The sequence below is a fragment of the Streptomyces sp. NPDC059247 genome (genome assembly GCF_042754005.1).
Taxonomy (GTDB): Bacteria; Actinomycetota; Actinomycetes; order Streptomycetales; family Streptomycetaceae; genus Streptomyces.
On record NZ_JBHYZW010000023.1, the window covers coordinates 12,237 to 38,057 of the forward strand.

The window sequence follows — 25,821 nt, forward strand, 5'->3', positions numbered from 1 at the left end:
CCGGACAGAGCCGGGCTTCGGTCAGTGCTCCGTGGCGTCCGCAGGGTCGTGGATGCCGGTGACCTTCGAGCCGTTGAACTCCACCAGCACGCTGAGTTCGGTCAGACCGGAGGCGTCGCAGTCGGCGAAGCGGAGTGTCCAGCGCCGACCGCTACCGAAGGTCACCTCCGGGCCGCCCAGACCCGTGTCGGCGGGCAAAGCAAGCCTGTCCAGGGCGATGTCGCACGCAAGCTTGCCGAGCTCGGCCCAGCGCCGCAGGGTTCGGGCGACAAAGGAGAAGTCGGGCGGCAACTCACCCGAGGCCACCATCAAACTGACGGTCAGCGATTCGTCAGTCCCGGTCGGCCGATGGTCGCTGATCGTCCAGCAACGGTACTGTTCTGGAGCTGGCACCTCGATGAACCTGCCCACCTTGGGGACGACCAGTTCTGCGGGCATCTCGGCAAGCATCTGGCCGAGCCGACAGGTCACCTCGCTTTCTGCCCAGCTCTTCACCATGCGTTCCGGGGTTGTGTGGTAGATCTCGGCGAGCGCCAGGAGTCCGCGCCGCGTGGCGTCGTCCAGGCTGATCCGCAGGTCGGGCTGGCTCATCACCCCATCGTGGCAGAGCTCTGCCATCCGCGTCTCCACGCTCTGCTGGCATCCGTCACCGCACCAGAACCAAGACGGCGGCCGCCGCGTCGGCTCACCAGACGAAGTGCGATTCACCGATGTGGAGCACTTGGAGGTCGATCCGTAGCCAGGATTCTCGTACCAAGCGTCAGGCCCGTGTTGTGACTGAGCGCTTCAGTTGGCGAGTGAGTGCTTGAGTGGGCACCTTGAGCGTCACACCTGGGCGTGTATGGCGCCGCCGCCCACGGCTGGGCTTCAGGGCTGAGGTCGGTGGCGGCTCGTAGGCCAGGATTTCATTTTCGTCCTTCACAAGGTGTTGCGAAGAACGTTCCCATGTCCTACTCGTTCTCCGTCGGCCGGATTCTCGGCGACCGCTCCTTCGCCGAGATCGGCCACCCCACCCTTGCCGTGGCTGACGGACGGCGGGGGCTGCTCGCTGTGGCGGGTACGCACGGCTTCTCCGATCACCCGGCGGTCGGCGTCTACGACACCGCCACCCTGTCCTGCCGCGCACTGATCCGCTCTCGCGACGTGGTCCAGGCGATGGCGTTCCACCCCGCCGTGGTACGCCGGTCCGACTGGAGCTTGGTGCCGTCCAGGTCCATCACGCCCGACGAGCTGGCCGGCCCCCGGGTGCCGGCGCCCCGTCCCGATGGCAGGGCGGCCGCGTATCGACTGGTGACCGAGCTCGGGCCGGACTGGGAGCCCCGTCTCACTGTTCAGGCAGTGGAGGAACTCTCGGACGGCCGGATCCTCGCCACGCTCGGCGGAATGCGGTTGGAGTGCTGGCTTCCGTCGGGGGAACGGGCGTGGGCCGTCCCGGACGAAGAAGGGGGCCGCGAGATTGCCGTGGCCCGGGACGAGAGGTCGGCCTGGGTCTCCCTCGTACGACCCGAAAGACACGACCGGCGCCCGCAGTCCGTGGTCCGGCTGTCCCTGGCGGACGGTGCGCAAGTGGATCAGGTCGCGCCGTCCGGCTACGTATCGCTGTCGAGCGCGGCGGACGGGGAACCGGCCCTCGCCCCCGCCGGATACTGGATCCAGGGTGTACCCGTCGACGGCAGGGCTCCCCTTCGCGTCCGGAACGCCAGCCGCACCTGGTTCCTGTCCTACGTGAAGCAGGAGGGCACTCGGCGTTCGCACCCCGGAGTCCCCTGGGTAGCCACGGCCGAACTGAAAGCCGGACGAGGGTCCGGCCGACCGGTCGAGCCGGCGCAGAAGGACGTACGACGGCTGTTCCCCTATTCCTGGGTTCCCGGGGAAGAACACCTCGGTGGGCCCGGCGTGGAGGCCGCCGACGGGAGCCTGGTCCACGCGGGCAGGGTCTTCCGGCAGCGGCGCCAGCCCGGTGACTCGTTCGTCGTCCGACGTGAAGCCTCGGACGGGTCACCTCGATGGGTATTCCGCACCGACCGCTCCGCAACCGCGCTGACCGCCGACGCAAGCACGGTCTTCACCGCCTACGACGGCGGCGAGATCGTCGCTCTCAGCCTCGACGACGGCACCGTGCTCTGGCGATACCACCTCACCCTCGGAGACGTGTCCGTCATCCCCACGGCGCTCACCGTCACCCCGTCGGGCCGGCTCCTCATCGGGACCCGCGACGGCCGAATCCTCATCTGCTCCGCCACCACGTGACGGCTTCTGAGTGCTTCAGTCGGTGAACCCCGCCAACTGAAGCACTCAGTCACACCGTGTGGCATAGCGTTCTGCCAGGCGGTTGAGCATCTCTCCTGACGGATTGAGCAATTCGCAGGTCAGTGCCCGATCGGGCACCTCGACTGTCCGGCCTGGGAGGAGCCCGGGGGCACAGCGGCGGCATGTGATCAGGCCAGGGCGTCGTGAAGCGAGCACGGACATTGGCCGCGTTTGAGATCTGACATGGGACGATCGGTCGGTGACTCGATTCGTGAACCGTGACTGTTCCCTTGAGGAGCTTGAGCGCGACCGATGGTCGGCCCCGTCGGACGGCGAAACCCGAGTGGTGGCGACCGTGCGCGAGCTTCGACGCAAGCCGATCGGCGGCCTGACGGTCGAGGACATGCGGTTGCTGATCAGGCAGGACGTGGGCCTTGCCTATCTCCTGCCTCTGGCGATGGAAGTCCTCCGGGTCAACCCGCTGGCGGAAGGCGACATGTACGAGGGGGATCTGCTGGCGGCCGTACTCACCAGGAGTGCGGAGGTCTGGAACGAGTCTCCCGAACTGGGGCGGGAGGTCCGCCTGATCATCTCGGAGTTGGCCGGGGTGCCGCGCGCCCTGAAGCCCGAGGTCGAGGAGTTTCTGGCTCTGTAGCTCGCCGACAGCGGCTGCCGTCGGCGAGCGGCCAACGGACCGCCTACGAGGATTGTCGTACGAGCGGTCGCGGGTCGGGGCGCGTCGCAGCACAGCCCCGGGTGAGCCAGCGGACCATGATGCCGATCATCGCCCATCGAATCATCGTCTCGGAGTGGGCCGGGCTGGTCCCGTGGTCCCAGGCGAGGCGTCGGTGGGCGGCGAGCCACGAGAACGTGCGCACTACCGCCCATCGCTTGGGCTGGACCTGGAAGCCGCGCCGGTCGGGATCCTTTGGGACGATCTCCAGGCCGCGGCCAAGGACCTGTGCGACCCAGTCGACCAGGCGCCCGGCGAAAGCCCTGGTCGGCCCAGACCTTCCGGACCCCAGGGTGGTCGAGCCCGGTCCACGGCAGAGGCCGCTTCACATCGTCGCGGTCCTGGATGCTCGCCGCGACGATGTGAACGGCCAGGAGCAGGCCAAGGGTGTCGGTCACGATGAACCTCTCGCGGCCCTTCACCTTCTTGCCCGCGTCGAATCCTCTGATGGCGGCAGGGACGGTATCGGCGGTGCGGACGGACTGCGAGTCGATCAGCCCAAGCGCTCGGCTCCACACAGCGGCCGTCCGCTTCGCGGACCCTGCCGCGCAGGGTGTTGTGGATGCGCTCGACAGTGCCGTCGTCGTGCCACCAGGTGAAGTACCAGCCACACCGTCGGCCACGGAGCGAAGTCCTTCGGCAGCTGCCGCCAGGCACGCCCGGTCCCCACCACGTAGAAGATCGCCTGCACGATCCGTCGCGGCGGGTGCCTCTCCCGTCGACCACCCTTCGGACCCGCCCTCGCGGCGTGCCCCGTGTCCCGCCAGCCTGCGCCTCGTCTCCGACGTGCTGCCTGTGGAGACAGCGCGCGGGCTGAGCTGTCGAACGCGGATCAGTGTTCGGCGTTCTCCGTCGGCCGCAGATCGCGGGGGATCCAGGCCCAGACAGCCGCTGCTGCGAGTAGCGTGAGTGCGGCACCGGCGGCGAATGCCGGGGTCATGCCCTGGGTGAATGCCTGTGCCACCTGGCTCAGGAGGGAGGCGCCGGGGGCGCCGCCGAGCTCTTGGGCGGCGTACGCGCCCTCGCCGACCGAATCACGGGCGGGGCCCGTGACGGAGTCCGGCAGGTTGTTCCGGTAGAGGGCGCCGGCCAGCGAGCCGAGGGAGGCCACGCCCATCGCGGCGCCCAGCTCGTAGCAGGTCTCCTCGATGGCGGCGGCGCCGCTGACGTGTTCGGAGGGTGTGGCCGCCATCAGGGTGACGGAGGCCACCGTCATCGCCAGACCGGAGCCGAAGCCGAGCAGGGCCAGGGCGGCGGCCATCACCGGGTAGCCGAGCTGGTCGTTGCTGTCCTGGGCCAGGAAGGGCAGGGCGAGCCCCGCCGCCATCAGGACCAGGCCTGTCCCCATCACGTGCCGGACCGGCATCTTCCGCATCAAGGTCGGGGCCAGCAGGGAGGTGGCGACCAGAGCCAGCGGGGCGGGCAGCACGTGCAGCCCTGCCTGGAGCGGGGAGTACCCCTGGGCGTACTGGAACCACTGAGTGAGCAGGAACAGCACCGCGCCGAGCGCGACCATGCCGAGGAAGAGTGCCACGGCCGAGACGCTGAAGGCGCGGTGGGCGAAGAGCCTCACCTGGAGCAGCGGCACGGTCAGCCGGAGTTGGCGCCGGACGAAGAGGGTCAGGACGATCGCGGCGAGCAGCAGCAGGCACCACGCCAGAGGGGAGCCCAGGCCGCTCTTGCCGAGCTGCTTGATGCCCGCGGCCAGTGCGACCATGCCGACGACGGACTGCACGACGCCGGTCCAGTCCCAGCTCCCGGCGCGGGGCGCGTAGGACTCGGGCAGCAGCCAGGCACCGAAGATGATCACGGCCAGCGCGATCGGGACGTTGAGGAGGAAGGCCGAGGTCCAGCCGTGCTCCTGGACGAGCAGTCCGCCGACGACCGGGCCCAGGGCCATGCCACCGCCCATCACCGCGGACCAGACGGCATACGCGAAGGCGCGCTCGCGGGGGTCGGCGAAGACGTGCCGCAGGATCGACAGGGTGGCCGGCATGATCGCCGCGCCGCCGACGCCGAGCAGCGCGCGGGCGGCGATCACCTGCCACGCCTCGGTGGCGAACACGGCGGCCAGCGAGGCCAGGGCGAAGAGACCGAACCCGTAGAGGAGGAGCTTCTTGCGGCCCCAGCGGTCACCCAGCGCCCCGGCAGTCACGAGCAGACCCGACAGGGCCAGCGCGTACGCGTCGATGATCCACAGCTGTTCCACGGCGCCCGGCTGGAGATCGGCGACCAGCGAGGGGAAGGCGACGTTGAGGATCGTGGTGTCCATGGCGATGAGCAGCAGGCTGCCGGAGAGGATCGCCAGGACGATCCATCGGCGTGCGTGCACTCGGTCCGCGACGGGGATCGCGGCGGGGCGGGACATGGGGGCTCCAGACCAGGTGAGACATTGACGTTCGAAATGAGACACCAATGTATCATTTTGAAGGTGTTCTAGAGGGGATACCCCTGACCAAGAGACTCGGAAGCGATGCCGGGACACGGAGTCCCCCGAGAGGACGAAGAAGTTCACCACCTCGCGCGACTCGGCTCGGACCCGGCACGACGACAGCGGGCCGCCTCCGCACCCGGCCCGGGAGCGGCACACACAGCCGCCGCGGCTGCCGGTCCCCTCGGGCGCGTCGCCCCCGCACCTCCCTTCAGCGCCGCCGCCTGGCCCTACGACAAGGCCTTCGGCTGGGAGCCGTCCGGACGATCAAGTTCGCAGCCAGACCGCGAGGGCCACCTCGACGTCTCACCCCTTACCGTGCACGAGCTCGTCAGGTCCTGTCCCGTTGACTGTCTACGGGCTGGGGCGCTTGCGGGTGATCCATGGTGGTGCCGTCAGGATTCCGCCCGAAGGCGGCCTCAAGAACGTCGGGGAGGTCTTCTTCGGAGACCATGGTGCGCACGTCCGCCAGAACCTGGGGAAATTCGGCATCGTTGATGACGCCCATGTGCTCCTGACGGAGTTGGTAGATGATCTCGACGAGCTCCGGTCTCAGCCGCATCCAGGCACGGGAAGTACGGATCTCTTCATCGACCTGGTGCATGAACCAGCGCATGACCTGGTACGGGACGTCCACGTGCCCTGCGTGCGGGTTGAAGCACACCGTGGGTTCCCGTGCCGGATCCTCGTCGGGGACGATTGCGGTCACGAGTGTCCGCTGCCCGGCCACGAGATCCAGTTCCAGATACCAGGCGTCATCGGGAACGGAGTACATCACGGTGATCGCGTAGTCGCGGTCGGGGTGTTGGATGACCATTTCCGCATGCTGCCACGCTGGACTGAGAGGCCGTCTCCAGTTATGCGGCCCGCCGCCCCTATGCCGGGCTCAGGTGAGGAGGGCAGCGACGTAGAGCGCCGCCTGGCCGCCATCCGCATCTGGACCGGCGGCTGACAGCCGAAGCACCATGCCCACGAAGATGACCACATGGACGATCTTCTGAAGTTCCTTGTCGCACGCATCAACGACGACAACCACGCCTACGCCTACGTGGCCGAAACCATGGGCGGAGAGGCCCTTCTCGACAGCCACCTCCCCATGCTCGACCTGATCGAGCAACTGGCGAACAACTACAACGCCATGGCCCCCTCGGACTCCCGCTCAGCCGGTCTGGCATACGCGCTGCGAGTCCTTGGCCAGTCATACGCTGAACACCCCTCCTACCAGCAGGAATGGCGCCCGTAGCCTTCGAGGAGACATGACCTAGCCTTCTGAGTCAGGAATTCTGTTCAGATATGAGGCGAGGTGTTCGAGGATCTCGTCCGCGGTCCTGGTCCGGACGTAAGGCCTGGGTTCGGTATTCCAGGCTGTGATCCAGGTCCGGATGTCGTTCTCCAGGGCCTGGACGGTCTTGTGGACGTCTCGCCTTATCTGTTTGTTCGTCGGCTCGGCGAACCATCGCTCCACCAGGTTGAGCCAGGACGGCCCGGTCGGTGTGAAGTGCAGGTGGAACCGGGGGTGGCGTAGTTGTCGAGCACCAGGTGGATCTTGAGACCGTCCGGCACTTCCTGGTCGAGCGTGACAAGGAACTTCTTGAACTCCTCGGCGCGGTGGCGGCGGTGCAGGGAGCCTATGACCTTGCCGGTGGCGGCCTCGAGTGCGGCGAACGGGGTGGTGGTGCCGGCACGGACGTAGTCGTGCGTGACGCGTTGCGGCGCTACGGGCATCATCGGCAGCACCGGCTGAGAGCGGTGCAGGGCCTGGATCTGCGACTTCACGCAGAAGACCGGGGCCCGCTCGGGCGGGTCCAGACAGAGGCCGACGACGTCGTGGACCTTGTCGACGGAGTACGGATCCGTGGACAGCTTGAAGGTCTCCGAGCGGTGCGGCTGCAGACCGAACGCCCGTCAGACCCGTGACACCGTCGACTGCGACAGACCCGTCTGCTTCGCCATCGACCGTGTCGACCAGTGCGTCGCGTTCTTCGGTGCGGACTCCAGGGTCCTGGCGACCAGCGTGGCCACCTGTTCGTCGGTGCCCGACCTGGGACCGCCCGAGCGGGGCATGTCCCCCAAGGCCGGCGATCCGGTGCTCGACGAACCTCGCCCGCCACCGGCCCACCGCATGCGCGGTCGAGCCGAGCCGGGCTGCCACGTCCTTGCTGGAAGCCCCTTCCGCGCAGGTCAGGATGATGCGGCAGCGAAGAGCCCACGCCTGCGGCGTGGAACGACGCCGCACCCACCCCTCGAGCACGGCCCGTTCCACATCCGACAGGATCAACTCGGCCTTCGGCCGCCCAGTACGCGCCACAGGCCAAGCCTGTACATCTGAACAGAATTCCCGACTCAGAAGACTGGCTTGCCGACGCGACCAAGTGGCCGGGCTGGTCGCTGCCACCGACGACTGACTACGGCCTGCGCGGTCGCAGCCGCACCTATCCGCCTTGAAGGGTTCGGCCCTTCGGAGTCCCGAAGTACCAGTACCGCCCGGTCGGGGCGGGAGGGAGAGTGCCGGCCGCAAGATCAGCCAGCGCCTCTGCCAGCTCGACGAGCGGAGCAGCGTCGACGTGCTGTGCACCGCGCAGGAAACTGGTGGCGTTCTCCTCCAGCTCAGGCCATGTCGAGACTTCGTCTCGTGCCACCCCGCCGCGGGCCTCGATCCGGCGGGCCGCCTCCAGAGCACAGGCCACGAGTTCCTGCTTCTGTTCGGCGCCGTAGTCGTCGAGGAGGACGGCGAAACCACTGCCGCCCACCACACCCGTGCGCAGATCCCGCTCCAACTCCCCCCGCCATGGAGGCCGCAGATCCGCCGACATCTCCGCACAGACTCTCGCCGCTTCGACGAAGAGAACTCCGAGTGCCACGTCGTAGGCCCAGAACATCACGTCACCAGAGATCACCGGCACCGTCTTGCTCAAAGGCACTCCCCCGCAGCGGCTTGCTCCCAGCGCCCATCATGCGCTACCCCGGAGGGCCTCCAGCGCGTCCTGGAGAGTGAGCCGCCACTGGAACCACCGGGTGCGGTAGCCGCCCCGGCTTCCCGTACCGCACCGAGGTCTCGGCGAGGAGGTTGTCGAGGTAGGTGTCCATGTGGGTGCCGTCAGCGGCCACCGCGGTACCGTCGCCCCACGCCTGGGAGATGTCCAGGCGGGCGTGGGCATTGACCAGGTCGGCGCTGGCCTCGTTCAGCCACGCGATGGAGAAGTGCCGCTTCGCGGTGTACGACAGCTCGCGCCCGCTCACGCCGGGGATGTGCCGGGCGGCCTCGTAGGAGCCCATGTTCGTGCCCTTCACGAACGTGATGATCACATACCGGCCGAACGGGTCGGCGAGTTTCGGCTCGTTGCCGGAGGCCGGGCCGAAACGGCGCCACCACTCCACCCAGTACGCGGTCCGGGCAGCGATCCCCATCAGGGACCGCTCCGGCATCCTCGCCCTGACCTCTTCCTCCAGCCGCCGCGCGGAGGGCCTCTGCCCGTCCGCGCGGTGCGGCTTCAGCGAAGGGATACCGGTCTCCGGGTCGATGACCAGGCCCTCGTTGTCCGGGTAACCGGCATCCGCCCCGGCGGCGGCATCCCGCAGCCGGTCCTCCAGTTACCGGCGGAACGCGGCGGCATCGCACCTGGCGGAGGTCGCCCTCCTGCGCGAGGCCGACCTCCGCCAGGTGCGATGACAGTTTCTCTTCCACCGTCTCCCAGGCCAGCAGTTGCCCGGACCAGTCCGCGTACTCCTCCGAGCCGATCACCGCCATGTCCCCGCACCGCAGCTCCTCCGCGATCGCGGTGAACACCATCGCCGGCCAGGACCTCGTCCCGGCCGGCCCGGTGCGCCTTGTGTCCTGCGGACCGTGAAGGGCGGTGGACAGCGATCGGCGCGCTCGCTCCTCCAGGGCCGCGTGGAGCAGGGCTGCATGCAGTTGAGGTTCCCGAGTCCGGGACGTCGGCCGGGAACACCGGAGATGGACAGCGGTTCCTGCCGGGCGGGCAGGGAAGGGCGCCGTGGCGGGGTGGACCGGTTCTAGCCGCGGGCTTCGGCGGCCCGCTTCATCTCCGCCTCGGTCATGGGTGCGGTGCGCTGCATGACGCGGTGGCGGCCGTCGCTGTGCGTGCTGTCGAATGTGCCGGTGATGACCAGCTTGTTCCCGGATTCGTCGACGATGGTGAAGGCCCCGCTCCCGGTCGCCCGGTGTTCCTGGACCTCGACCCAGGACACCTCCCCGGGCTGGACCGTTTCGCTGATGGTCCGCTGGCTCTTCGTCGTCCACGTCAGGGAGGTGGGCTGCCTGGCGGCGGACGGCTCACCGGCGGCAGTGAAGGCCGCCGAGGAGGCGAAGGCGAAGTTCACCGGACGGCTGTTGCTGACCGCGTTGCGCGTGCCGTTGACGTACGTCTCGGTGGCCGCTCGTGCCGGGCTGTAGGCGGCGGTGGCTTCGCTGGTCTCAAGGGAGAAGGTCACCGGCCAGGTACCCTTGGCGTCCTGGCATTCACCCTGGATGTTGTCGAGCTGCACTTGTGTACCTATTCCTCGGAGCGGCTTTGATCATCGGCATGGTGTCAGCCCCCGGGCAGGCCCGCTCCTGAAGATCGAAAATGAGACAGCAGGTGTCCTGTACTCGCCCTGCGTGGGGGCGCCGCTGGAGATGGAGAACGCCGGGATGACATCCAGACCGCGCTCGGCTGCATAGCGCCGGCCGCCGCAACGCAGGTCGCCGACGCCTCGCATCGACAACGTCCTTGCTCGCCGCCCCTGACACCTCGAACTCCCCCATCCCCACGCGGCCCTGCCCAGCAGTGCCGTCTGCGGGACCGCGAGCTCACCTACCGCACCGCATCGCAGTGGACCCGGGAGCGGCACCGCCGCTGGCCCGCGACGGTCAACCCGCATCTGTTCGTCAACCGGTGGACGGCGGTGGATCCGGCCGCCGCCATCACGGCGGACACGCTGCACAAGAGCTTCCAAGGCACCGGGGTGTCGATGCAGACCGCCCGGCAGGACCGCATCCTCCACGAAGCCTTTGAGACCGAGGACCCCCTGCACCTGATCCGCCTCTTCGGCATCAGCGCCGCGCACCCGAACGCACCGCACGTGTCCCGCGCTGAGCAGGTGATCGGGCGGCTGGCCGTGTCCGGGCAGCCTCAGCGATGAGGCTTTGGTGACCCGGCACACCATCATCTGTCACAACTTCGGCTCCCGACGTATTCTTCGATCTCAAGTCACCTAGTGACTTGAGATCGAAGAAGCCGGAGTGCCGAGTGGCTGGTCAGGGGTATCCGCTTCATGAATCACCTGTCCGTGCGCGTCCCGAGGTCGAGATGACTGCCTGAGCACCTGCTGGACGCCCCCACCGTCCCTCATGGAGTTACCCATGCCGCATGTGGAGTTTCATGTTCCGTTCGTTAAGCGGGACAACCCTGATCTCGACCGGGTCCGGAGGCACAACCTGGACTGGCTCACCGGTCACCGTCTCTTACCGGGCGAGGGGGCTCGCCGTCAGTATCTGACCGCGGACATCGCGGATTTCTGTTCCATGGCCCACCCTGACGCCTCGCGTGATGATCTCGACGCCGTCGTGGACGCGTGGTCGTGGACGGTGTTCCCGGACGATCTCTTCGACGGGCCGGCCGGGCGCGAGACCGGCAAGGTGACCGCCCTGTGCCGCCGCTTCGTGGCGATCGTCGAGGGCTACCCCGAAGTCGCCCCGGACCCAGGACGCCCGATGGAGACGGCCCTGCACGACATGTGGGGCCGTCTGATCGCCGGTATGCCGGCGTCCTGGGCCGGTCACCGTTCCCGTCTGTGGACGGAGTTCCTGCTGTCGATGATCTCTGAGGCGGGCAACCGTGACACCGGGCGTCCGCCGGCCCTCATGGACTACCTCCGGATGCGGCGGGCGTCCCTGGCGGCCTGGCCCACGCTGCTCATCGAGCGGACCGGGCACTTCCAGGTTCCGGAAGCGGTCACCGGCCATCCGGTGTGGCGGGAACTCCACGACCTGTGGATCGACGTCCTCGCGCACATCAACGACGTTTTCTCCCTGGAGAAGGACGAGTCGTTCGGGGAGGTCAGCAACATCGTCCTGGTCCTTGAGCATGAACGGAACCTGGAGCGGGGCGAGGCCGTACGGTGCGTACAGGATCTGGTACGGGCCAAGACCTCCGCGTTCCTCCGGATCAGCGGCACCGTCCTCACCACGGACTTCGGAGCACGTCTCACGCCGGCGGACCGGGAGGCGGTCGAGCGCTACCTCACCGGCATGCGCGACTACGCCGCCGCGAACTACTTCTACTCCCGCCACGTCAAGCGCTACTCCCCACACGGCGGATCGGCCGCCGAGCGCCTGTCCTACGTCGAGCACCTGCGCTAGCCCTCGCCCATGACGGCAGTGCGCCGAGAGGTCTCCGCCGTCCCGGGCACCGCCGCACAGCTCCTGTTTCCGCTCCCGTGGAGGAACCATGGACAAGGCAGTACCAACCCTGCCGATCCCCGAGGCGCCGCGAGCCCTTCCGCTGCTCGGTCACATCGTGCCCCTCGTCCGCGACCCGCTGCGGTTCGTGTCCTCGCTGCCCCGGTACGGCGATCTGGTCCGGGTCCGTCTCGGCCCGGTCAGCGCGGTCATCGTCTGCGACCCGCTCCTGACCCGGGACGTGCTGGTGGACACCCGCACCTTCGACAAGGGAGGGCCGTTCTACCGGCGTGTACGTGAAGGTATCGGCGGCGGCCTGCTGACCTGCCCGCACGCGGCACACCAGCGGCAGCGCCGGCTGATCCAGCCGGTGTTCCATCCCGACCGGCTGCCCGGCTACGCCGCCGCGATCACCGCTCGGACCGATGCGATGACCCGGGGCTGGCGGGACGGCCAGGAGGTGGACGTGGTCGCCGGGATGACCGGTCTCACCGCCGGGTCCCTGGCGACGGCCATGTTCTCCGGGATGCTCTCCCCCGTCGAGCAGCGGCACATCATCGAGGACACCCTCACCTTCGCCGCCGGCGTGTACCGGCGGATGCTCATGCCCGACTGGCTCGCGCGTCTCCCGGTCCTCGGCAACCGCCGCTACGCCCAGGCATGCGCGCGGCTGCGGCGTACCTTCGCCGAGGGCACCGCCCGCTATGCCCGCGACTCGGGAGAAGAGGCGTCCGGCAGTCTGGCGTCGGCCGTGCTGGACGCCTACGCGCAGGCGGGCCCACCCGGGGACGGTACGGACGCCGAGAGCGAGATCACCGACAATCTGATGACGCTCTTCCTCGGTGGTGTCGCCATCAGCGCCGCCACCCTCGCCTGGGCGCTGCACCTGCTGGATCAGAACCCGGAGGTGGCCGCGAGGCTGCACCGGGAAGTCGACACGGTCCTGGACGGCCGCCCGGCGGCTCATGCCGATCTTCCGCGTCTGGAGCTGACGGGACGCGTCATCAGCGAGACCCTGCGGGTCTGGTCCCCCTCCTGGATGATGATGCGCCATGTCACCCGGGACACCGAGCTGGGAGGACACCATCTCCCGCGCGGGACCTCCGTCATCTACAGCTCCTATCTGCTGCACCGGCGGGGTGATCTGTTCCCCCGGCCGGACCGTTTCGACCCGGACCGGTGGCTGTCCGAGCCACCCCGGCACGCGTACATCCCCTTCGGGGGCGGCGCCCGTAAGTGCATCGGCTACGGCTACGGCCTCAACGACACGATCCTCGCCCTGGCGACCATCACCAGCCGCTGGCACCTGGCCTCTCCGGCCGGGCAGAAGATCACGCCGTCCCTGGGCGGGGAGCTGCACCCGCGGGGCCTGACCATGCGGGCCGGTGCCCGTTCCGTCCCCATCGCCCCGCCGGGCCCTGGCGGTACCGACTCGCCCATCGGGGGTTCCGTATGACGAAGACACGGCCCGGCACCCCCGTCCCGGGAAACTTGCCCCTGCTCGGGCACGTGCTGCGGCTGGCCCGTGACCCGGCGGGGTTCCTCGCGTCCCTGCCCGCCCACGGGGACCTGGTCCAGGTACGGCTGGGGCCGGTCCGCGCCTGGGCCGTCTGCGACCCGGAACTGCTGCACCGGGTCCTGTCCGATGTCGCGGCGTTCGAGAAGGGCGGGGTCATCTACGACAGGACCCGCAGGGAAGCCGGAAACGGCATCATCACCTGCCGCAACAGCGAACACCCCGCGCAACGCGAACTGATCTGGCCCACCTTCCGCCGCGCGCACCTTCCCGTCCACGCCGCCGTCATGAACGATCAGATCAACCGGTCCATCGCTCCCTGGCACGACGGTCAGGTGCTGGACCTGGTCCCCGAGGCCGCGTCGATCGGCGCCCGCGCCACCGCCAGAGCCCTCTTCCCCGGCCTGCGGGAGCAGGAACTCCAGCAGCTCACCCGCTCCTTCGACGACTTCCTGACCGGGCTGTTACGGCGGATGACCTGGCCGTCCGCTCTCCCGGGCAGGCTGCCCGGCCCCGGTGACCGCCGCTACCGCAGGGCCCGCACGCACATCCGGCGGACCGTCTCCGCCCTCGTCGCCGCACCGGACGCGGGAGGACCCGACGATCTGATCCCCACCCTGCTGGCCGCCCGGAACCCTTCCGGCCACCCCCTGACCCCCGACGAGATCCATGACCAGGTCTTCAACCTCCTGATCGCCGGCGTCGACACCACCGCCAGCACTCTGGCCTGGGCCCTGTATCTCGTGGCCACCCACCCGGAGACTCAGCGGCAGCTCCACGACGAGGTCGACACCGTGCTCGGCGGGCGGCCCGTCCGGTACGAGGACCTGGACCGGCTGGACACGGTCCAGCGCGTCCTGACCGAGACACTGCGCCTGTATCCGTCGGCGTGGATGTTCACCCGCACCACCGTCGCCGCGACGGAACTCGCCGGTGTGCGGCTGCCCGCCGGGGCCACGCTGGTGTGCAGCCCGTATCTGATGCACCGGCGTGCCGACCTCTACCCGGACCCGGAACGCTTCGACCCCGGCCGCTGGCTGGACCGCCGCACCACCGATCTGCCCAGGGGCGGCTATGTCCCCTTCGGCGCGGGCACCCGTACCTGCATCGGCCGGTTCTTCGGGATGACCGGGGCCTCGCTCGCGCTGGCCGCCGTCGCCGCGCGCTGGCACCTCACCCCGGCCGGCACCGCACCGGTCCGGCCGCTCCCGCGGGCCACGATGAGCGCGCGCTCCATGCCCGTACGCCTCCGCGCCCGGAAGCTCCTCTGACGGACGACCCTGGTGTCAGCGGCCGGTGGGGCCGGGTCGGCGGCGGGCCAGAAGCCGAAGTCACCGTCCAGCCCCGGGAGGCTGCGGGAGTGTGACGCAGGTCGCGGGTCCTTCGCCGCGGAGGTGGTCGGTCTGCTGGTGGAGGAGGCATCCGGTGCCGTCGACAGGCGGGGCGGGGCGGGTCGGGTCGGAGGGTAGGGCACGGGTCCTCCGGTCAGCGGTCGACGTGTCGGGGCCGGGCGGTGATGGGGAGGCAGTCGGGGGTGAGGAGCATGCGGGCGGCGGGGCGGACCCGGGTGCCGGGGGCGAGGGTCAGGGTCCGGCGCTGGGCGAGCGTGGCGAGGATGACGATGGTGTGGGCCCAGGCCAGGGGTTCGCCGATGCAGGCGCGGGTGCCGGCGCCGAAGGCGAGGTTGGTGTCGCGGGGGCGGCGCGAGCGCTCCCGGGCCGTGGGGTTGCCGTCCGCCGGGCAGGCGGGGGCGGCCTCCGCCGCTCCGCCGGTGAAGCGGCCGGGGTCGAAGCGGTCCGGGTCGGGGTAGTGGGCGGGGTCGTGGTGCAGTGCGTACGGGGAGTAGCAGACGGCGGCGCCGGCGGGGATGCGGTAGGGGCCGAGGGTGACATCGGTGACCGCGCGGCGGGTCAGCAGCCAGACCACCGGATGGGCTCGCAGGGTCTCGGCGACGACGGCCCGGGTGTAGGGGAGCTGCTCCAGGTGATCGGCCCGCACGGGCTCTCCGGCCAGGACGGTGTCCACTTCCTCCTGCATACGGCGCTGGATGCCGGGGTTGCGGCTCAGTTCGAGGCAGGCCCAGCCGAGGGTGGCGCGGGTGGTCTCGGAGCCGGTGATGAGGAGGGTGATGACCTCGTCGTGGATCTGCCGGCGCGACATGGCTTCGCCGGTGTCGGGGTCGCGGGCCTGCTTCAGCATCGACAGCAGGTCGCCGCCGTCGGCCCGGTGCCGGTCGATGACCTCGTCGACGGTGGCGTGCATGCTCTCCACCGCGGCGGAGAAGCGGCGGTTGGTGGGGAGCGGAAGCTTTTCCACCAGGTCGGTGGTGTCGAGGCATCGCCACAGCACCCCGTCCAGGACGGTCTGGAGCGAGGTGCTGAGACGGGTGAGGGCGTTGTCGTCGAGGCCGGTGGAGAACAGGTTCCGCAGGGTGACGGCGAGGGTGAGCCCGTACAGCTCCTCGTCCAGGGCGAGGGTCCGGCCGGTGGGCCAGGCGTCGATCTGTTCTTCGGTGACCTCGCGCATCTCGTCGATGTACGCGGTGATCTGACGGCGGTGGAAGGCGGGCTGCATCAGCCGTCGCTGGCGCCGGTGGGAGGCGTGGTCGGAGTTGGTGGCCAGACCATCGCCCCACCAGGGACGCAGCTTGTCGAACTGCCGTCCCTTGTCGAACGAGGACGCCTTCACCACCAGCAGCTCGTGCAGCAGCTCGGGCGAGTTGACCGCGTACATCGTCAGTGGGCCGAGCCGGAAGGCCACCAGATCACCGCGGTCGCGCAGCGAGGTGATGAAGCCGAGGGGATCGCGGATCAGCGGGACGGCGTGTCCGGCCAGGGGCCAGCCCCTGAGTGTCGGTGCCGTGCTGCCTGGAAGGAACGGTGTTTCGGTCACAGGGCCTGCCTTCCCACGCCTGGACCCGTCCCGGCGCCCTCGGTGGCGAGCGGGCGGGCCGCCGCGAATCCGGGGTAGCGGCCGGTCTCCCGGGACCAGCTCACATTGCCGCTCATCCAGGACCGCAGATTGTCGAGATAGCGCAGCAGGGGCTCCGCCGCTCGGGCGCGGACGGGCTTCTCGGCGGCGAGATACCGCTCCACCTGCCGGTCGTGCATCCGGCCCGCCTCGTCCAACGCCTCCTGCGGGTCCATGCGCCCCCAGTGCCCCAGGGCAGCGGGGAGGCTGTGCACGATCCGGCTCCTGGCCACCTCCTTGGGGTAGGAGACGATGTCATTGGCCCAGCAGGCCACATCGACCGCCAGGTCCGTCAGGGCCACGACCTGCGGATCGTCGTAGTCCTCGGCGGGGAGGACGTAGCCGTCGGCCACGTCGCTCAGCGCGATACAGGTCCGTACGGCGCCGCTGTGGCGGCGCATCCGCACATACTCGGCGGGATGCGGCGGAGCACCACCGTGCCCGGCCTCCGCCCGGAGGGCGGCCTCCCAGCACTGGGCGAAGAAGTACCCCTGGACCGCGGCGTGGAAGCGGGCCCGCTGGAGCCCCAGCGTGCACCGCTCCAGACGGCCGGAGAGTTCTCCCAGCGCCCTCCGGAACAACTCCTCGGCCGTCTCCCCACTGGCGGGAGCACGTTGCTGGAGCGTCTCACCGGGGGGCGGTGCCGCCGGGGACCCGTCCAGGGCGCCGAGGAGGCCAGCCACCCGCCGGGTCATCGCCTCGGGACGGGCCCCGTCCTCCGACTCGTCACAGAAGCCGTCGTCGAAAGCGAACAGCCACAACTGCCAGTCGGCCAGCAGCCTCAGACCCCGCTCCGTCGCACGGGGAGCGGTCGACGCGGCGAGCAGACCCACCCGGATGTCCCGGAACTCGACCGCATCGCCCAGACAGAAAATCCCCTGCCTCATCCCCCACTCATGTGATCCCGCGTCGGCCCACTCCGCGAGCGGACCGATGCGCACATCAAAGGGATAGGCCAGGGACGGAAGAACAAGAGCGGTCACTGCCGGCTCCTTTCGCCTCTTCTGAAACCACGGGCTCGACCACCACTCTGCAATTCACACGAACGGGTGATCCCGCCCCTCGACACCAAGTCACTAGGTGACTTGGTGTCGAGGTTACTCTGAGATCCGGAGATCCGACAGCAGGCAGCGGGAGAGACGGCCATGGCACACGACACCTCGGACAGCGGGGGCGGCCGCCGGGTCGCCCGCGGCAGAATCGCCGACCACATCGTGGAAGACTTGCGCGAGCGCATCCTCAGCGGAGAACTCCCGGACGGCTCCCGGCTCCCGGCCGAGCGGGAACTGGCGGACGAGTACGGCGTCAGCGGCGCCACCGTCCGCGAGGCGGTCCGCGTCCTGTCCGCCACCGGGCTGCTCCGCGTCCGTCACGGCTCCGGGACCTTCGTCACCGCCGAACCCGACACCATGATCGGCATGTCCGTCGCCTCGGTGGTACGCCTGGAGGGCGCCGGAGTCCCCGACGTCCTCGGCATCCTGGGCGCCCTGACCCGCTACGCCGCGCAGCTCGCCGCCCGGCACGCGAGCGACGAGGAGATCGCCGCCCTGCGCGAGGCCGCCGAGGAACTGGCCATGATCGACGACGTCGCCCGCACCCAGGAAAACCTGCGGACCTATCTGCGACGCCTGATCGCAATGTCCCACAACGCGCTGCTCATCCCCCTGTGCCGACTCCTCGTGGACGTACAGATCGAACTGGCCGCCGAGATGAGCGGCGGACAGCTCTCCGAATGGCGCCGGGTCGCCGGAGCACTCCACGAGGACCGGATCGCGATCGTCGAAGCCCTGGAAAGCCGGTCCCCCGAACAAGCCGCCCAGGCCGCCGACGCCTACGGCCACCACGCCCACCAACTGGCCTTCACCACCCTGCAGGCCAAGGAAGCCGAAGCACTGGACCCCCGCTACGCGCGGCTGCTGGCCGGGATCTTCACCACACGGCTGGGCCCGACGGGGTACTGACCGCCGCGACAACAGCACCCGTTCGCGGGGAGTCAGCCGTCGGCGGCTCGGAGGGGCGCGCGGCACCGCTCGCACTACACCTGCCAGTGGAATATGCGCGATCCGGCTGCGGGGCCCGCCCGCCCTTCTCCATCGTGGAGTCCGGGCGGCAGCAGAAAGACGAGCCGCCGGATTCTGGTGCCGAGGCGGAGGAGGACGTCATGCTCGGGGAGCTCGGTGGGTGGGTGCGTGAGGGGTTCGCGTCGCACGAGGGCACGGTCGGGGTGCTGCTGGCGGACGGGAGCGAGCCGGGCCCGGTCTACGTCGACATGGGCAGCGGCGGGCACGTTCACCAGGTGACCGACTGGTGGGTCCACGACGGGATGCTGGGCAGGCCGACGGCGGCGTCGATGCGGGGCCGGTGCGCGTGCGGCTGGCGCGGAACCACGGCGTACGCGATCGACTGGGAGATCACCCCCGTCGACGGCGTGGACGACGTCGACGTCTCAGGCCCGTACCGCGACTGGTCGGCCCACCTCGACGCCGTCGCCGACCGCGCGATCAGACTCCCCGACGACCTGACAGTCCTGCTGGCGCGGACCCGGGAGCGGATCGGGCAGCTGATGGACAACGACGAGCTCGCCCTCGTCCTGCGGGCGTCCGACGAGCTGGAGACGATCGTCGCCGCCCGCGCCCCGCTCGCCGCCCGCGCACTCGCCCACGAGGAACGCGGCGGCCTGATGCCGGTCACTGCCCAGGACCTCGGCCTGACCGAGGAAGCCGCCCGGGCGCGCCTGCTGCACTACGACCACCTCACCTGGCCCCGCTGATCGGTCCCCGTTTCCCAGGGCCCGCGAGCGGAGTGGGCACTGAGGTGAAGCGGCCGGTTCGCAGGTGACGGTCGTACCTCCGTCCGGCCCGAACATGTGCGGGCCGGACGGATTTCCCAGGGCAATGTCTAGGCGGCGGGTTCGTAGTCGACGAGTGCGCCGGGACACTCGTCGGCGAGCGTCTGGAGGGCGTTGGCCTCGGCAGGATCGGCGTTCAGGTTCCAGCGGAGCTTCGCCGACACTTCACCCTCGAGTCGCCGGCCGCGCACCTGGCGGATGCGGCCCGCTGATCACCGACGTCGTCACCAAGGTGATCGGCCGCGTCCCTCCCTGACACCGCCGATACCCCCTGTCGTCCCGCGATCGTCGAGTTCGGGGCAGTGGACCAGAACGGCATTCGCCACCGGGCCCGGCGGTGACCTGGTCCTCGAGCACCGCCGGTTCCGGGCCGGGCATCAGCTGGTGGGACAGGTGTTGAGCATGGTGGTCAGGGCGCCCTGCTCAGCGGCGGTGACGTTCAGAGCGTAGGTGTGCTTCACGCTGACCCAGGCCCGGGAGTAGGTGCACCAGTACGACTGGAGCGGCGGCTTCCACGGGTCAGGGGTCTGGTCGCCCTTCGCCCGGTTCGAAGAGGCGGAAACGGCGATCAGCTGCGAGTGCACGAGGTCGTTGGCGAAGGCCCTGCGCCGGGGCGTGTCCCACAGGTCGGCGCCCGCCCGCCACGCGGCGGCCAGGGGGACCAGGTGGTCGATGTCGGCCTGTCCCGAGGCGGTGAGGGTCTTGCCGTCGTACTCGCTGTACCAGGTACCGGACACCGCACGGCACTCGGCGTCCTGCACGACGTCCTGGCCGTCCCTCTTCAGCACCACCTCCCGGGTGTCGCAGGCCCCGCCCTGCGACATCCAGTGAGGGAAGCGCGCCCGGCTGTACCCGGTCATCGCATGCGGCGCCTCGACCGGGAGCTGGGCGAGCTGCGTACGCGCCACATCGGCGGGCGGCGGCTCGGGCAGCACGTTCGGGGTGAACTGGGCCGCCACCGAACTCGGCAGGGCGGTCGCCGAAGCGGTGGTGGGGCTGACGAAGGCGGCGAGAGCGGCGACGGCGAACCGCCACCAGCGCAGAGGCTTCCCCTGTCGGTTGAGGGTGTTCCGCTGGGGTCAGCGGGCGAGGGTGACCGGGGTGTCGGTGCAGGAGGAGGCGAGGTGGGTGAGGATGTCCTTCTCCCAGAGGTCGGAGGGGGCAGAGCCAGCCTCCCTACTCGTGTGGCTGCGGCCCGGGCAGGAGCGCCCGGATGGCGTTCCGGTCCGCGGGAAGTCCGATGTCGTCGAACCATGGGGCGATGTGCTGGGTGTATCGCCAGCACACGTCACGGTCGGCGAGAGCTTCCAGGTAACGGTGCTGGGCTGGAGTCAGCTTGGCACCCTCTTCGTGGCCGGAAGGGAATGCCGCAGCGAGCAGCGGCCCCCAGTCGTCGGCGATGGTGAGGTTGCTACAGAACGGTACGGAAGCCATCGCGGCCGGCAGAAGCTCCTCGAAGTCGGCAGCTCGTTCGATGGCCTCGGACAGAAGGGCATGTCGCAGGCGACCTTCGACGTGCGGCAGCGGCTCCCCGGCCCAAGGGTCGGCGGCGCTGGGTTCGAGGAACCAGGAGTCGATGGCCTCGGGTGTGAGCAGGGCTCGGAGGAGCTCCTGTGTCGCCACCGTGTTCCCGGCGGATCCTGGTGACAGCGCGGCGCAGGCACGGATGGCGGGGTCGGGGTCGGTGAGCCAGCCGGTGGTGTCCTCTCCCCAGGCGCCGATGGCCAGGACGGTGGTGGCGCGTTCACGGCGGTCGGTGCTCTCCGCGAGCAGCTGCTGGAGTGTCTGTGTAGTTCCGGGAATTCGCCTGGCCAGCTCGGGAGAGTGGAGGAGTGCGGAGGTGGCGCCGAGGGCAGCCGCGCGAACGGTGGGATCCGGGGCCAGGAGGTGGGCCGAGACGGCGTCGTGGATCGTGCCGCGGACTGCGCGGACCGAATCGGTGACGCCGGGATCGTTGCCATCCTCCTCGTCGATCGTCTCGCCGTACGCTGCCGAATCCGCGATCTGGCCCAGCCACTCCAGCAAAGCCGCGCGCAGTGGCCGAGGTCGGTCATCCCAGGTTGAGTAGTCCTCATGGCAGGCCAGAGTGCGGGGGTCGTTCAACATCGCAGCCACGTACAACGCGGCTGGCGCCGTCGCGCTGTACAAGGACTCCTGATGTAGGACAGACATGTCCAGCAGCCCCAGCGCTCCCGCTTGGACTTCCGGGTCATCGTCCAGGAGCTGGAGCAGGCGAAGCGGGGTGTCGTGCGCCGGCCCGTAGGCGTGCTCCAGCGTGGCCCAGTCGGTGCCTTCGATCACGGAACGCGGATCAGGCAGTCGGCCACCCACGGCCTGGTCGAAGATAGGGTGCTCATCCTGTGTCGTCACACAGACAGCATCACCCCTGCGGCCCGGTGGTAAGGGCGAGCTGGCGTGCTTGGAGGTAGGCAGTCCAGTCGGTGGCGGCGCGGCGGCGCCACTGGGCGGCTGTGATCGGGTGGATTCCGAGCATCGGGCCGAGGACCGCGGGCGGGAGGTCGCACGCGAGTGCCACCAGGGCAGTGGTCCGGGGCGGGCCGGTTGGAGATGTGAAGGGCGGCCAGGCGTCGGCTGAGAACGGCGTCGGAAACGTGGGCGCCGGGCAGGTGGCCGGGCAACAGCCAGCCTGCGCTGGTATTCACGCCCCAGCCCTGGGGAGCGTGGCGGTCGGCGAGGGTGGTGAGGACGTCGGTCGCCTGCTCGAACTGGCCTGCAGTCTCATATGCCTGCGCCGCCTGCACACCTCTTCCTGAAGCGGTCAGCTGGCTACGCTGAACCACCCCGGTCGCACCTCGGTCAGAAACGGTTGCAAGGACCGCACCGCTGTCCACAGGTCCTGATCCGTGACATCAAGAGGCTCCGACAGGCTCAACCCGTACCAGCGCAGCCTCCATAGGTCGAAAATTTCGCTCCCGTCGGCTGCGAAGTCGACATCAACCTCCGTGCCGTTGTCGCTGACGAAGCGACACCCTGCACCATGAACCGTGTATGAGTAGGTGTCGATGCGCCCACTCCGGCTGAGGACCCGGCGCGAACGGACCAGGTCGAGGACATCTGCCAGTCGCTCAAGCGACGGGATCGCCGCCCTCGCGGCCTCACCAACTGCGTTCAAAGCGTCGACGTAACCAAGCACGAGGTCCCGTGCATCCCCAACCCGTTCCATACGACGTCCTCCCCCTGCGCCTGTGGCTGAAGGGATTGTTCCATGGGCTGCCAGCGTCTCCGCAGGGCGGCATTCTGAAACGATCAGTTACGAGCTGCCTGGGCGATCTTCAGTGGGGGCTTGGAAGCGGTGGCCGACGTTGTTCCAGATGAACGCGCTCTGCCAGTTCAGCTCGTCCGTGCCCAGCCGAGCAAAGCGCCGCGGACCTCGTCCTGGGAGGCTGTGCGCGACTGGTAGTGCTCCGATTCAGTACCCGCGCGGTACTCCAGTTCGTAAGTGCTGTCGTCGCACAGTAGGACCTGGATGTACCAGTCCCCTTGAATCTCGTCGTCCAGCCGCTGCAGAACCATGTGCTCGTTACCGCCGCGTCTCAGGCCGGCGAGCATGGTGTCTATCGCGGACTCGGTGGGTCGCTTCACCATGTTCCCGCGGGAGTTCATCGCGACAAGCCTGACCGGATCTTCTCCGCGTTGGATCTGCGCTTCCCTGAGCCAGATCCTTTCCTGACCGGTCAGGAGCCCGGGAGGTGCGGGCGGCACGTCAAGGTTGTAGACAGCGATGGGGTCGTTCGGATCCAACCACGACCCCACGTTCCAAAGCCGGTACACGTGCTCGCCGCCCTCAGGCAGCGGCACCTTGAGAACCTCCGGCGCGGGAGGTCCAGGAATGCATCGCCCCACGTCGTCCCCGTACGGACCTCCGTGGAAGATGGCGTGCATCCAGCCGCTCGGTGGTCTCCCGGCTATGTCGAAAACGTCTTCCATGGCGCCTCCCCTCCGCGAGGATCGTAGACCTGGCGCACTGACCATGATCGGGCGATCACCCAGCAGTTGCCGTCAGCCGAACGAGCCGTCTGAGCGGGCCACGACCTTTCGCTGCTTCCTGTCCCGAGCATAGGGAAGGCCACCGGCAGAACAGGCCGTGCGGCCTTTCCTCTGGGTCCTGGTGGTGAGCTGGGTGGACCGGGAGGGCTTTGCCGGGCTGGTATCGGTGTTGGAGGGGCCTGGGGGATGTGGCATTGTGATCCATGATCAACTAGCCGGTTCGCGCTGGCTCAACATTTCAAAATAGGGGGGACCTGTGCGTCCGAGAAGGAATTCATCAGCTCTCTGGGGCCGTGCTTCAGTGGTAGGCGGCCTGCTGCTGGCTCTTATAGGGGCGAACTTTCTGTCCGCCGGTCCGGCTTCGGCTAATTCTGCCTGGTTCATGGCGGGGAACCGTAATTCCGGGCTGTGCATGCACGCCAGCTCAGGTGGAGGTGCCGGGGCCTGGGTGACCCAGGAAGTCTGCAATCAGAACGAGCCTGGACAATGGTGGTCATATACGTTTGTCAACGGCAATGTAGTGATGTACAACATGCTCGGGAACTGTCTCGACGCTCACAATGGGGCTAATCCTGGAACCGTGATTGTGTGGGGATGTCACGGAGGGCAGAGCCAGCAGTTCTTCGATGGCCGGAACGGGATCCTGTCCGTTCCCTCGGGGCAGGCCGTGGAGCCGCCCGGTCTGTCGAAGCAGCCGGGCACTCAGCTGATCATGTGGTGGGCGAACGGCACCCTGAACCAGCAGTGGTGGCGGATGAGCGCGGAGTAGAACATGAGGTGCCTCCCGAGGGCGGAATCACTCCGGACTCCCTCTGGCCAGACATGCGGTGACACTACTCCGCGCGGCAAGTCCGTCCGCGCAAGGGGGATTCATGAGTAAAGAAAGAATGATGGCACGAGTGCGCATCGGCCGTTTCTCGGCTGTCGGTGCCCTGCTGCTCGCGGTACTTGGAGGGAACCTGGTCTCGGCCAGCCCGGCCGCAGCCAACGATTGGTTCATGTTGAAGAATATGAACTCTGGCCTGTGTCTCCACGCCAGTTCGGGTGGCGGTCCTGGAGCCTGGGTGACACAGGAGGTGTGTAATCCAGGGGAGAATAACCAGTGGTGGACGTGGCAGCTGGGAAATTCTCCGGACACTGTATTCCAGATCCAGGCATTGAAAAACTTCGGATCGGATGCCTGTGTTGACACCTACAACGGGAACAACCCGGGAACTGTCATCATGTGGTACTGCACTTTCACGAGCTCCCAGTATCTCGCGAAAACCCACTTGGGCGGGAACCTCGAGAATTATATGGGAATGTCGGTCGAGCCCCCCGGCCTGTCGAAGCAGCCGGGCACTCAGATGATCATGTGGCGCACCAACGGAACGCTGAACCAGCAGTGGACGTACTACAACTGAGAACCCCGGGAGGTCCCCTCCGAGGGTTCAGTAGACGCGTACACCATTCTGAATGATTCTCGGCGGCCTGGTCCGGTCGACTACCCATGACCAGACCAGGTCCGGCCGAGCAGTACGCCCCCCGGCAGGCAGCGCGCCGCCCGGAAGATGGGCACAGCCTCGGCCCGCGGCGGGCGATCTCGGCGGGTGTGGCCGCCCATCGCTGATGAGACGGGTGGCCCACAGATCCGGATCGACCAGGCGGGCCCTTGAACAGCCCACGACCAGTCGACGATGCGCAGGTCGCCCCCACCCGCCAGGAGGTCGCGTTACCTGGCTTCGTAGGTGATGACGAAGAGCGTTTGATGCCGAATTTCGGCAGCGGATGTTGATCTTACGAGTGGAAATGTCACTGAGTTCCGAGAGCACCAGTACCGGCGTGTCGACCGCTCTGTGCAGGTGCCCGAGGGCTGCGTGGGTGGAGCCGATATCGTCCTGTCATGACACGTGAGTTCGATATGGTGCGGTCGCTCGCTGCGGGTATGGAAGGCCGCAGGGGCGCCTGGGAGTTCATCCGCGGGTTCGTTGTGAACTGGTCGGAGGCGCTTGGTGATGACGACGGCTGGGGCGAGGCGGATCTCGTGGCCGCGGAGGAGAGGCTCGGCTTCCGGCTGCCACTGGCGCTCCGAGAGGCGTATCTGCTGCTCGGCCGCCGTCGGGACCTGACCAGCAACCATGACGTCCTGCTCAGCCCGTCAGAGCTGTATGTGGACGAGGCTAAGGAAGCTCTGGTCTTCCGGCATGAGAACCAGGGGGCCTGTTCCTGGGGGATCCTCCTCGATGAGGTGGTGGACGAAGACCCTGCCGTGTTCATCAGGGCCGACTTGGCTGACAAGGCTGCCGAACGGTGGGAGCGCTGGCTGGAGCGGCTGTCCCTGTGCATCATCGAGATCGTGCTGTCGGAATCCCTGCAGGCCGAAGGCGAGCTCTGCGACTTCCTGAGCGACTTCGACGACTACGGCGTTGATCTGCTGGAACAGAACTGCACTCGGCTGCCGTTCCCGGCTTATCCGATGGGCGAGGAAGAGCACGCCATCCGTTGGTTCCTGGGCCATGACGTGCTTCTGCGTGACGACGACGGCATGGCTCTGCTGGCCCGTGGCCGCACCGAAGCAGCCCTCGACGGAATACGTGACCTGCTCCCGGGCGACTGGCTGAACGGTTTCCGGTAGATCATGTTCCGGCCTTCTGCCAGCCGCCCGGCGGCCCGTGGTCGCGTCATC

The 25,821-nt window shown here is 68.6% G+C and carries 26 protein-coding genes and 2 pseudogenes; 12 read left to right on the top strand and 16 right to left on the bottom strand.

The features are described from left to right. Window positions 1-21: 21 nt before the first annotated feature. Window positions 22-591, bottom strand: a complete 570-nt coding sequence (locus ACFXGN_RS28250; protein ID WP_384864679.1) for a hypothetical protein — start codon at window positions 589-591, stop codon at window positions 22-24. 354 nt (window positions 592-945) lie between these two features. Here ACFXGN_RS28250 and ACFXGN_RS28255 point away from each other — a divergent pair, with 354 nt between their 5' ends. After that, window positions 946-2,250, top strand: a complete 1,305-nt coding sequence (locus ACFXGN_RS28255; protein ID WP_384864553.1) for a PQQ-binding-like beta-propeller repeat protein — start codon at window positions 946-948, stop codon at window positions 2,248-2,250. Between the two features lie 259 nt (window positions 2,251-2,509). Then, window positions 2,510-2,905, top strand: coding sequence for a contact-dependent growth inhibition system immunity protein (locus ACFXGN_RS28260; RefSeq protein WP_384864555.1), 396 nt, complete (start codon window positions 2,510-2,512; stop codon window positions 2,903-2,905). Window positions 2,906-3,246: 341 nt separating this feature from the next. Here the strand turns inward: ACFXGN_RS28260 and ACFXGN_RS28265 are convergent. The 4 genes and pseudogenes from ACFXGN_RS28265 to ACFXGN_RS28280 all read right to left on the bottom strand — a co-directional run. Next, window positions 3,247-3,594: pseudogene (locus ACFXGN_RS28265) on the bottom strand (transposase); the annotation flags it as partial. Further along, window positions 3,477-3,788, bottom strand: coding sequence for a transposase (locus ACFXGN_RS28270; protein WP_384864677.1), 312 nt, complete (start codon window positions 3,786-3,788; stop codon window positions 3,477-3,479). The pseudogene ACFXGN_RS28265 and the gene ACFXGN_RS28270, both read right to left, overlap by 118 nt. Window positions 3,789-3,815: 27 nt before the next feature. Further along, a complete protein-coding gene (locus ACFXGN_RS28275; RefSeq protein WP_384864557.1) occupies window positions 3,816-5,351 on the bottom strand; it encodes an MFS transporter in 1,536 nt (511 codons plus the stop codon). Between the two features lie 394 nt (window positions 5,352-5,745). Continuing rightward, window positions 5,746-6,231, bottom strand: coding sequence for a hypothetical protein (locus tag ACFXGN_RS28280; RefSeq protein WP_384864559.1), 486 nt, complete (start codon window positions 6,229-6,231; stop codon window positions 5,746-5,748). 168 nt (window positions 6,232-6,399) lie between these two features. On the opposite strand from ACFXGN_RS28280, the gene ACFXGN_RS28285 reads away from it, so the two are divergent. Beyond that, complete coding sequence (locus ACFXGN_RS28285; RefSeq protein ID WP_384864560.1) at window positions 6,400-6,657, top strand: DUF6221 family protein; 258 nt, start codon at window positions 6,400-6,402, stop codon at window positions 6,655-6,657. A gap of 18 nt (window positions 6,658-6,675) precedes the next feature. Here ACFXGN_RS28285 and ACFXGN_RS28290 read toward each other — a convergent pair. The 4 genes and pseudogenes from ACFXGN_RS28290 to ACFXGN_RS28305 all read right to left on the bottom strand — a co-directional run bounded on the left by ACFXGN_RS28290 (window position 6,676) and on the right by ACFXGN_RS28305 (window position 9,920). Then, window positions 6,676-7,722 (bottom strand): annotated as a pseudogene (locus ACFXGN_RS28290) (IS630 family transposase). 124 nt (window positions 7,723-7,846) lie between these two features. Further along, window positions 7,847-8,329 carry a hypothetical protein gene (locus ACFXGN_RS28295; protein ID WP_384864562.1) on the bottom strand — a complete coding sequence of 161 codons (483 nt, stop codon included), beginning with the start codon at window positions 8,327-8,329 and terminating at the stop codon, window positions 7,847-7,849. Window positions 8,330-8,372: 43 nt separating this feature from the next. Beyond that, entirely contained in the window at window positions 8,373-8,822 is a 450-nt protein-coding gene (locus tag ACFXGN_RS28300; RefSeq protein WP_384864564.1) for a Tn3 family transposase, read from the bottom strand. 606 nt (window positions 8,823-9,428) lie between these two features. Further along, window positions 9,429-9,920, bottom strand: coding sequence for a hypothetical protein (locus tag ACFXGN_RS28305; protein ID WP_384864566.1), 492 nt, complete (start codon window positions 9,918-9,920; stop codon window positions 9,429-9,431). 399 nt (window positions 9,921-10,319) lie between these two features. Here ACFXGN_RS28305 and ACFXGN_RS28310 point away from each other — a divergent pair, with 399 nt between their 5' ends. The 4 genes from ACFXGN_RS28310 (at window position 10,320) to ACFXGN_RS28325 (ending at window position 14,601) form a co-directional block, all read left to right on the top strand. Beyond that, window positions 10,320-10,556: a hypothetical protein gene (locus tag ACFXGN_RS28310; RefSeq protein WP_384864568.1), complete on the top strand. Its 237-nt coding sequence runs from the start codon at window positions 10,320-10,322 to the stop codon at window positions 10,554-10,556. A gap of 382 nt (window positions 10,557-10,938) precedes the next feature. After that, window positions 10,939-11,775, top strand: coding sequence for a pentalenene synthase (locus ACFXGN_RS28315; protein ID WP_384864570.1), 837 nt, complete (start codon window positions 10,939-10,941; stop codon window positions 11,773-11,775). Between the two features lie 88 nt (window positions 11,776-11,863). Further along, complete coding sequence (locus ACFXGN_RS28320) at window positions 11,864-13,270, top strand: cytochrome P450 (RefSeq protein WP_384864572.1); 1,407 nt, start codon at window positions 11,864-11,866, stop codon at window positions 13,268-13,270. Beyond that, window positions 13,267-14,601: a cytochrome P450 gene (locus ACFXGN_RS28325; protein ID WP_384864574.1), complete on the top strand. Its 1,335-nt coding sequence runs from the start codon at window positions 13,267-13,269 to the stop codon at window positions 14,599-14,601. The genes ACFXGN_RS28320 and ACFXGN_RS28325 overlap by 4 nt, the downstream gene beginning before the upstream one ends. Window positions 14,602-14,815: 214 nt before the next feature. Here the strand turns inward: ACFXGN_RS28325 and ACFXGN_RS28330 are convergent, their stop codons facing one another. Continuing rightward, window positions 14,816-16,222 (bottom strand): cytochrome P450, encoded by a 1,407-nt coding sequence (locus ACFXGN_RS28330; protein WP_384864576.1) that lies wholly within the window; start codon window positions 16,220-16,222, stop codon window positions 14,816-14,818. Further along, complete coding sequence (locus ACFXGN_RS28335) at window positions 16,219-17,187, bottom strand: hypothetical protein (protein WP_384864578.1); 969 nt, start codon at window positions 17,185-17,187, stop codon at window positions 16,219-16,221. Before ACFXGN_RS28335 ends, ACFXGN_RS28330 begins: the two co-directional genes overlap by 4 nt. Before the next feature lie 258 nt (window positions 17,188-17,445). On the opposite strand from ACFXGN_RS28335, the gene ACFXGN_RS28340 reads away from it, so the two are divergent. Next, window positions 17,446-18,261, top strand: a complete 816-nt coding sequence (locus ACFXGN_RS28340) for a FadR/GntR family transcriptional regulator (protein WP_384864579.1) — start codon at window positions 17,446-17,448, stop codon at window positions 18,259-18,261. Between the two features lie 200 nt (window positions 18,262-18,461). After that, window positions 18,462-19,070, top strand: a complete 609-nt coding sequence (locus tag ACFXGN_RS28345; protein WP_384864580.1) for a hypothetical protein — start codon at window positions 18,462-18,464, stop codon at window positions 19,068-19,070. Between the two features lie 455 nt (window positions 19,071-19,525). Here ACFXGN_RS28345 and ACFXGN_RS28350 read toward each other — a convergent pair whose 3' ends face one another. The 5 genes from ACFXGN_RS28350 to ACFXGN_RS28370 form a co-directional block, all read right to left on the bottom strand. Then, entirely contained in the window at window positions 19,526-19,972 is a 447-nt protein-coding gene (locus ACFXGN_RS28350) for an HNH endonuclease family protein (protein WP_384864582.1), read from the bottom strand. Window positions 19,973-20,324: 352 nt separating this feature from the next. Then, window positions 20,325-21,518 (bottom strand): HEAT repeat domain-containing protein, encoded by a 1,194-nt coding sequence (locus ACFXGN_RS28355; RefSeq protein WP_384864584.1) that lies wholly within the window; start codon window positions 21,516-21,518, stop codon window positions 20,325-20,327. Between the two features lie 10 nt (window positions 21,519-21,528). Further along, the gene (locus ACFXGN_RS28360; RefSeq protein WP_384864586.1) at window positions 21,529-21,684 is read right to left on the bottom strand and encodes a hypothetical protein; all 156 of its coding nucleotides are present in this window, start codon (window positions 21,682-21,684) and stop codon (window positions 21,529-21,531) included. Window positions 21,685-21,927: 243 nt separating this feature from the next. Then, the gene (locus ACFXGN_RS28365) at window positions 21,928-22,332 is read right to left on the bottom strand and encodes a DUF6896 domain-containing protein (protein ID WP_384864588.1); all 405 of its coding nucleotides are present in this window, start codon (window positions 22,330-22,332) and stop codon (window positions 21,928-21,930) included. Between the two features lie 167 nt (window positions 22,333-22,499). Beyond that, window positions 22,500-23,096: a hypothetical protein gene (locus tag ACFXGN_RS28370; protein ID WP_384864590.1), complete on the bottom strand. Its 597-nt coding sequence runs from the start codon at window positions 23,094-23,096 to the stop codon at window positions 22,500-22,502. A gap of 442 nt (window positions 23,097-23,538) precedes the next feature. Here ACFXGN_RS28370 and ACFXGN_RS28375 point away from each other — a divergent pair, with 442 nt between their 5' ends. The 3 genes from ACFXGN_RS28375 (at window position 23,539) to ACFXGN_RS28385 (ending at window position 25,770) form a co-directional block, all read left to right on the top strand. Beyond that, the gene (locus tag ACFXGN_RS28375) at window positions 23,539-23,925 is read left to right on the top strand and encodes an RICIN domain-containing protein (protein WP_384864592.1); all 387 of its coding nucleotides are present in this window, start codon (window positions 23,539-23,541) and stop codon (window positions 23,923-23,925) included. A 103-nt stretch (window positions 23,926-24,028) separates the two neighbouring features. Then, on the top strand, window positions 24,029-24,559 hold the full coding sequence (locus tag ACFXGN_RS28380) for an RICIN domain-containing protein (RefSeq protein WP_384864593.1): 531 nt from the start codon (window positions 24,029-24,031) through the stop codon (window positions 24,557-24,559). A 479-nt stretch (window positions 24,560-25,038) separates the two neighbouring features. After that, a complete protein-coding gene (locus ACFXGN_RS28385) occupies window positions 25,039-25,770 on the top strand; it encodes an SMI1/KNR4 family protein (RefSeq protein ID WP_384864595.1) in 732 nt (243 codons plus the stop codon). The last annotated feature ends 51 nt before the right edge of the window (window positions 25,771-25,821 follow it).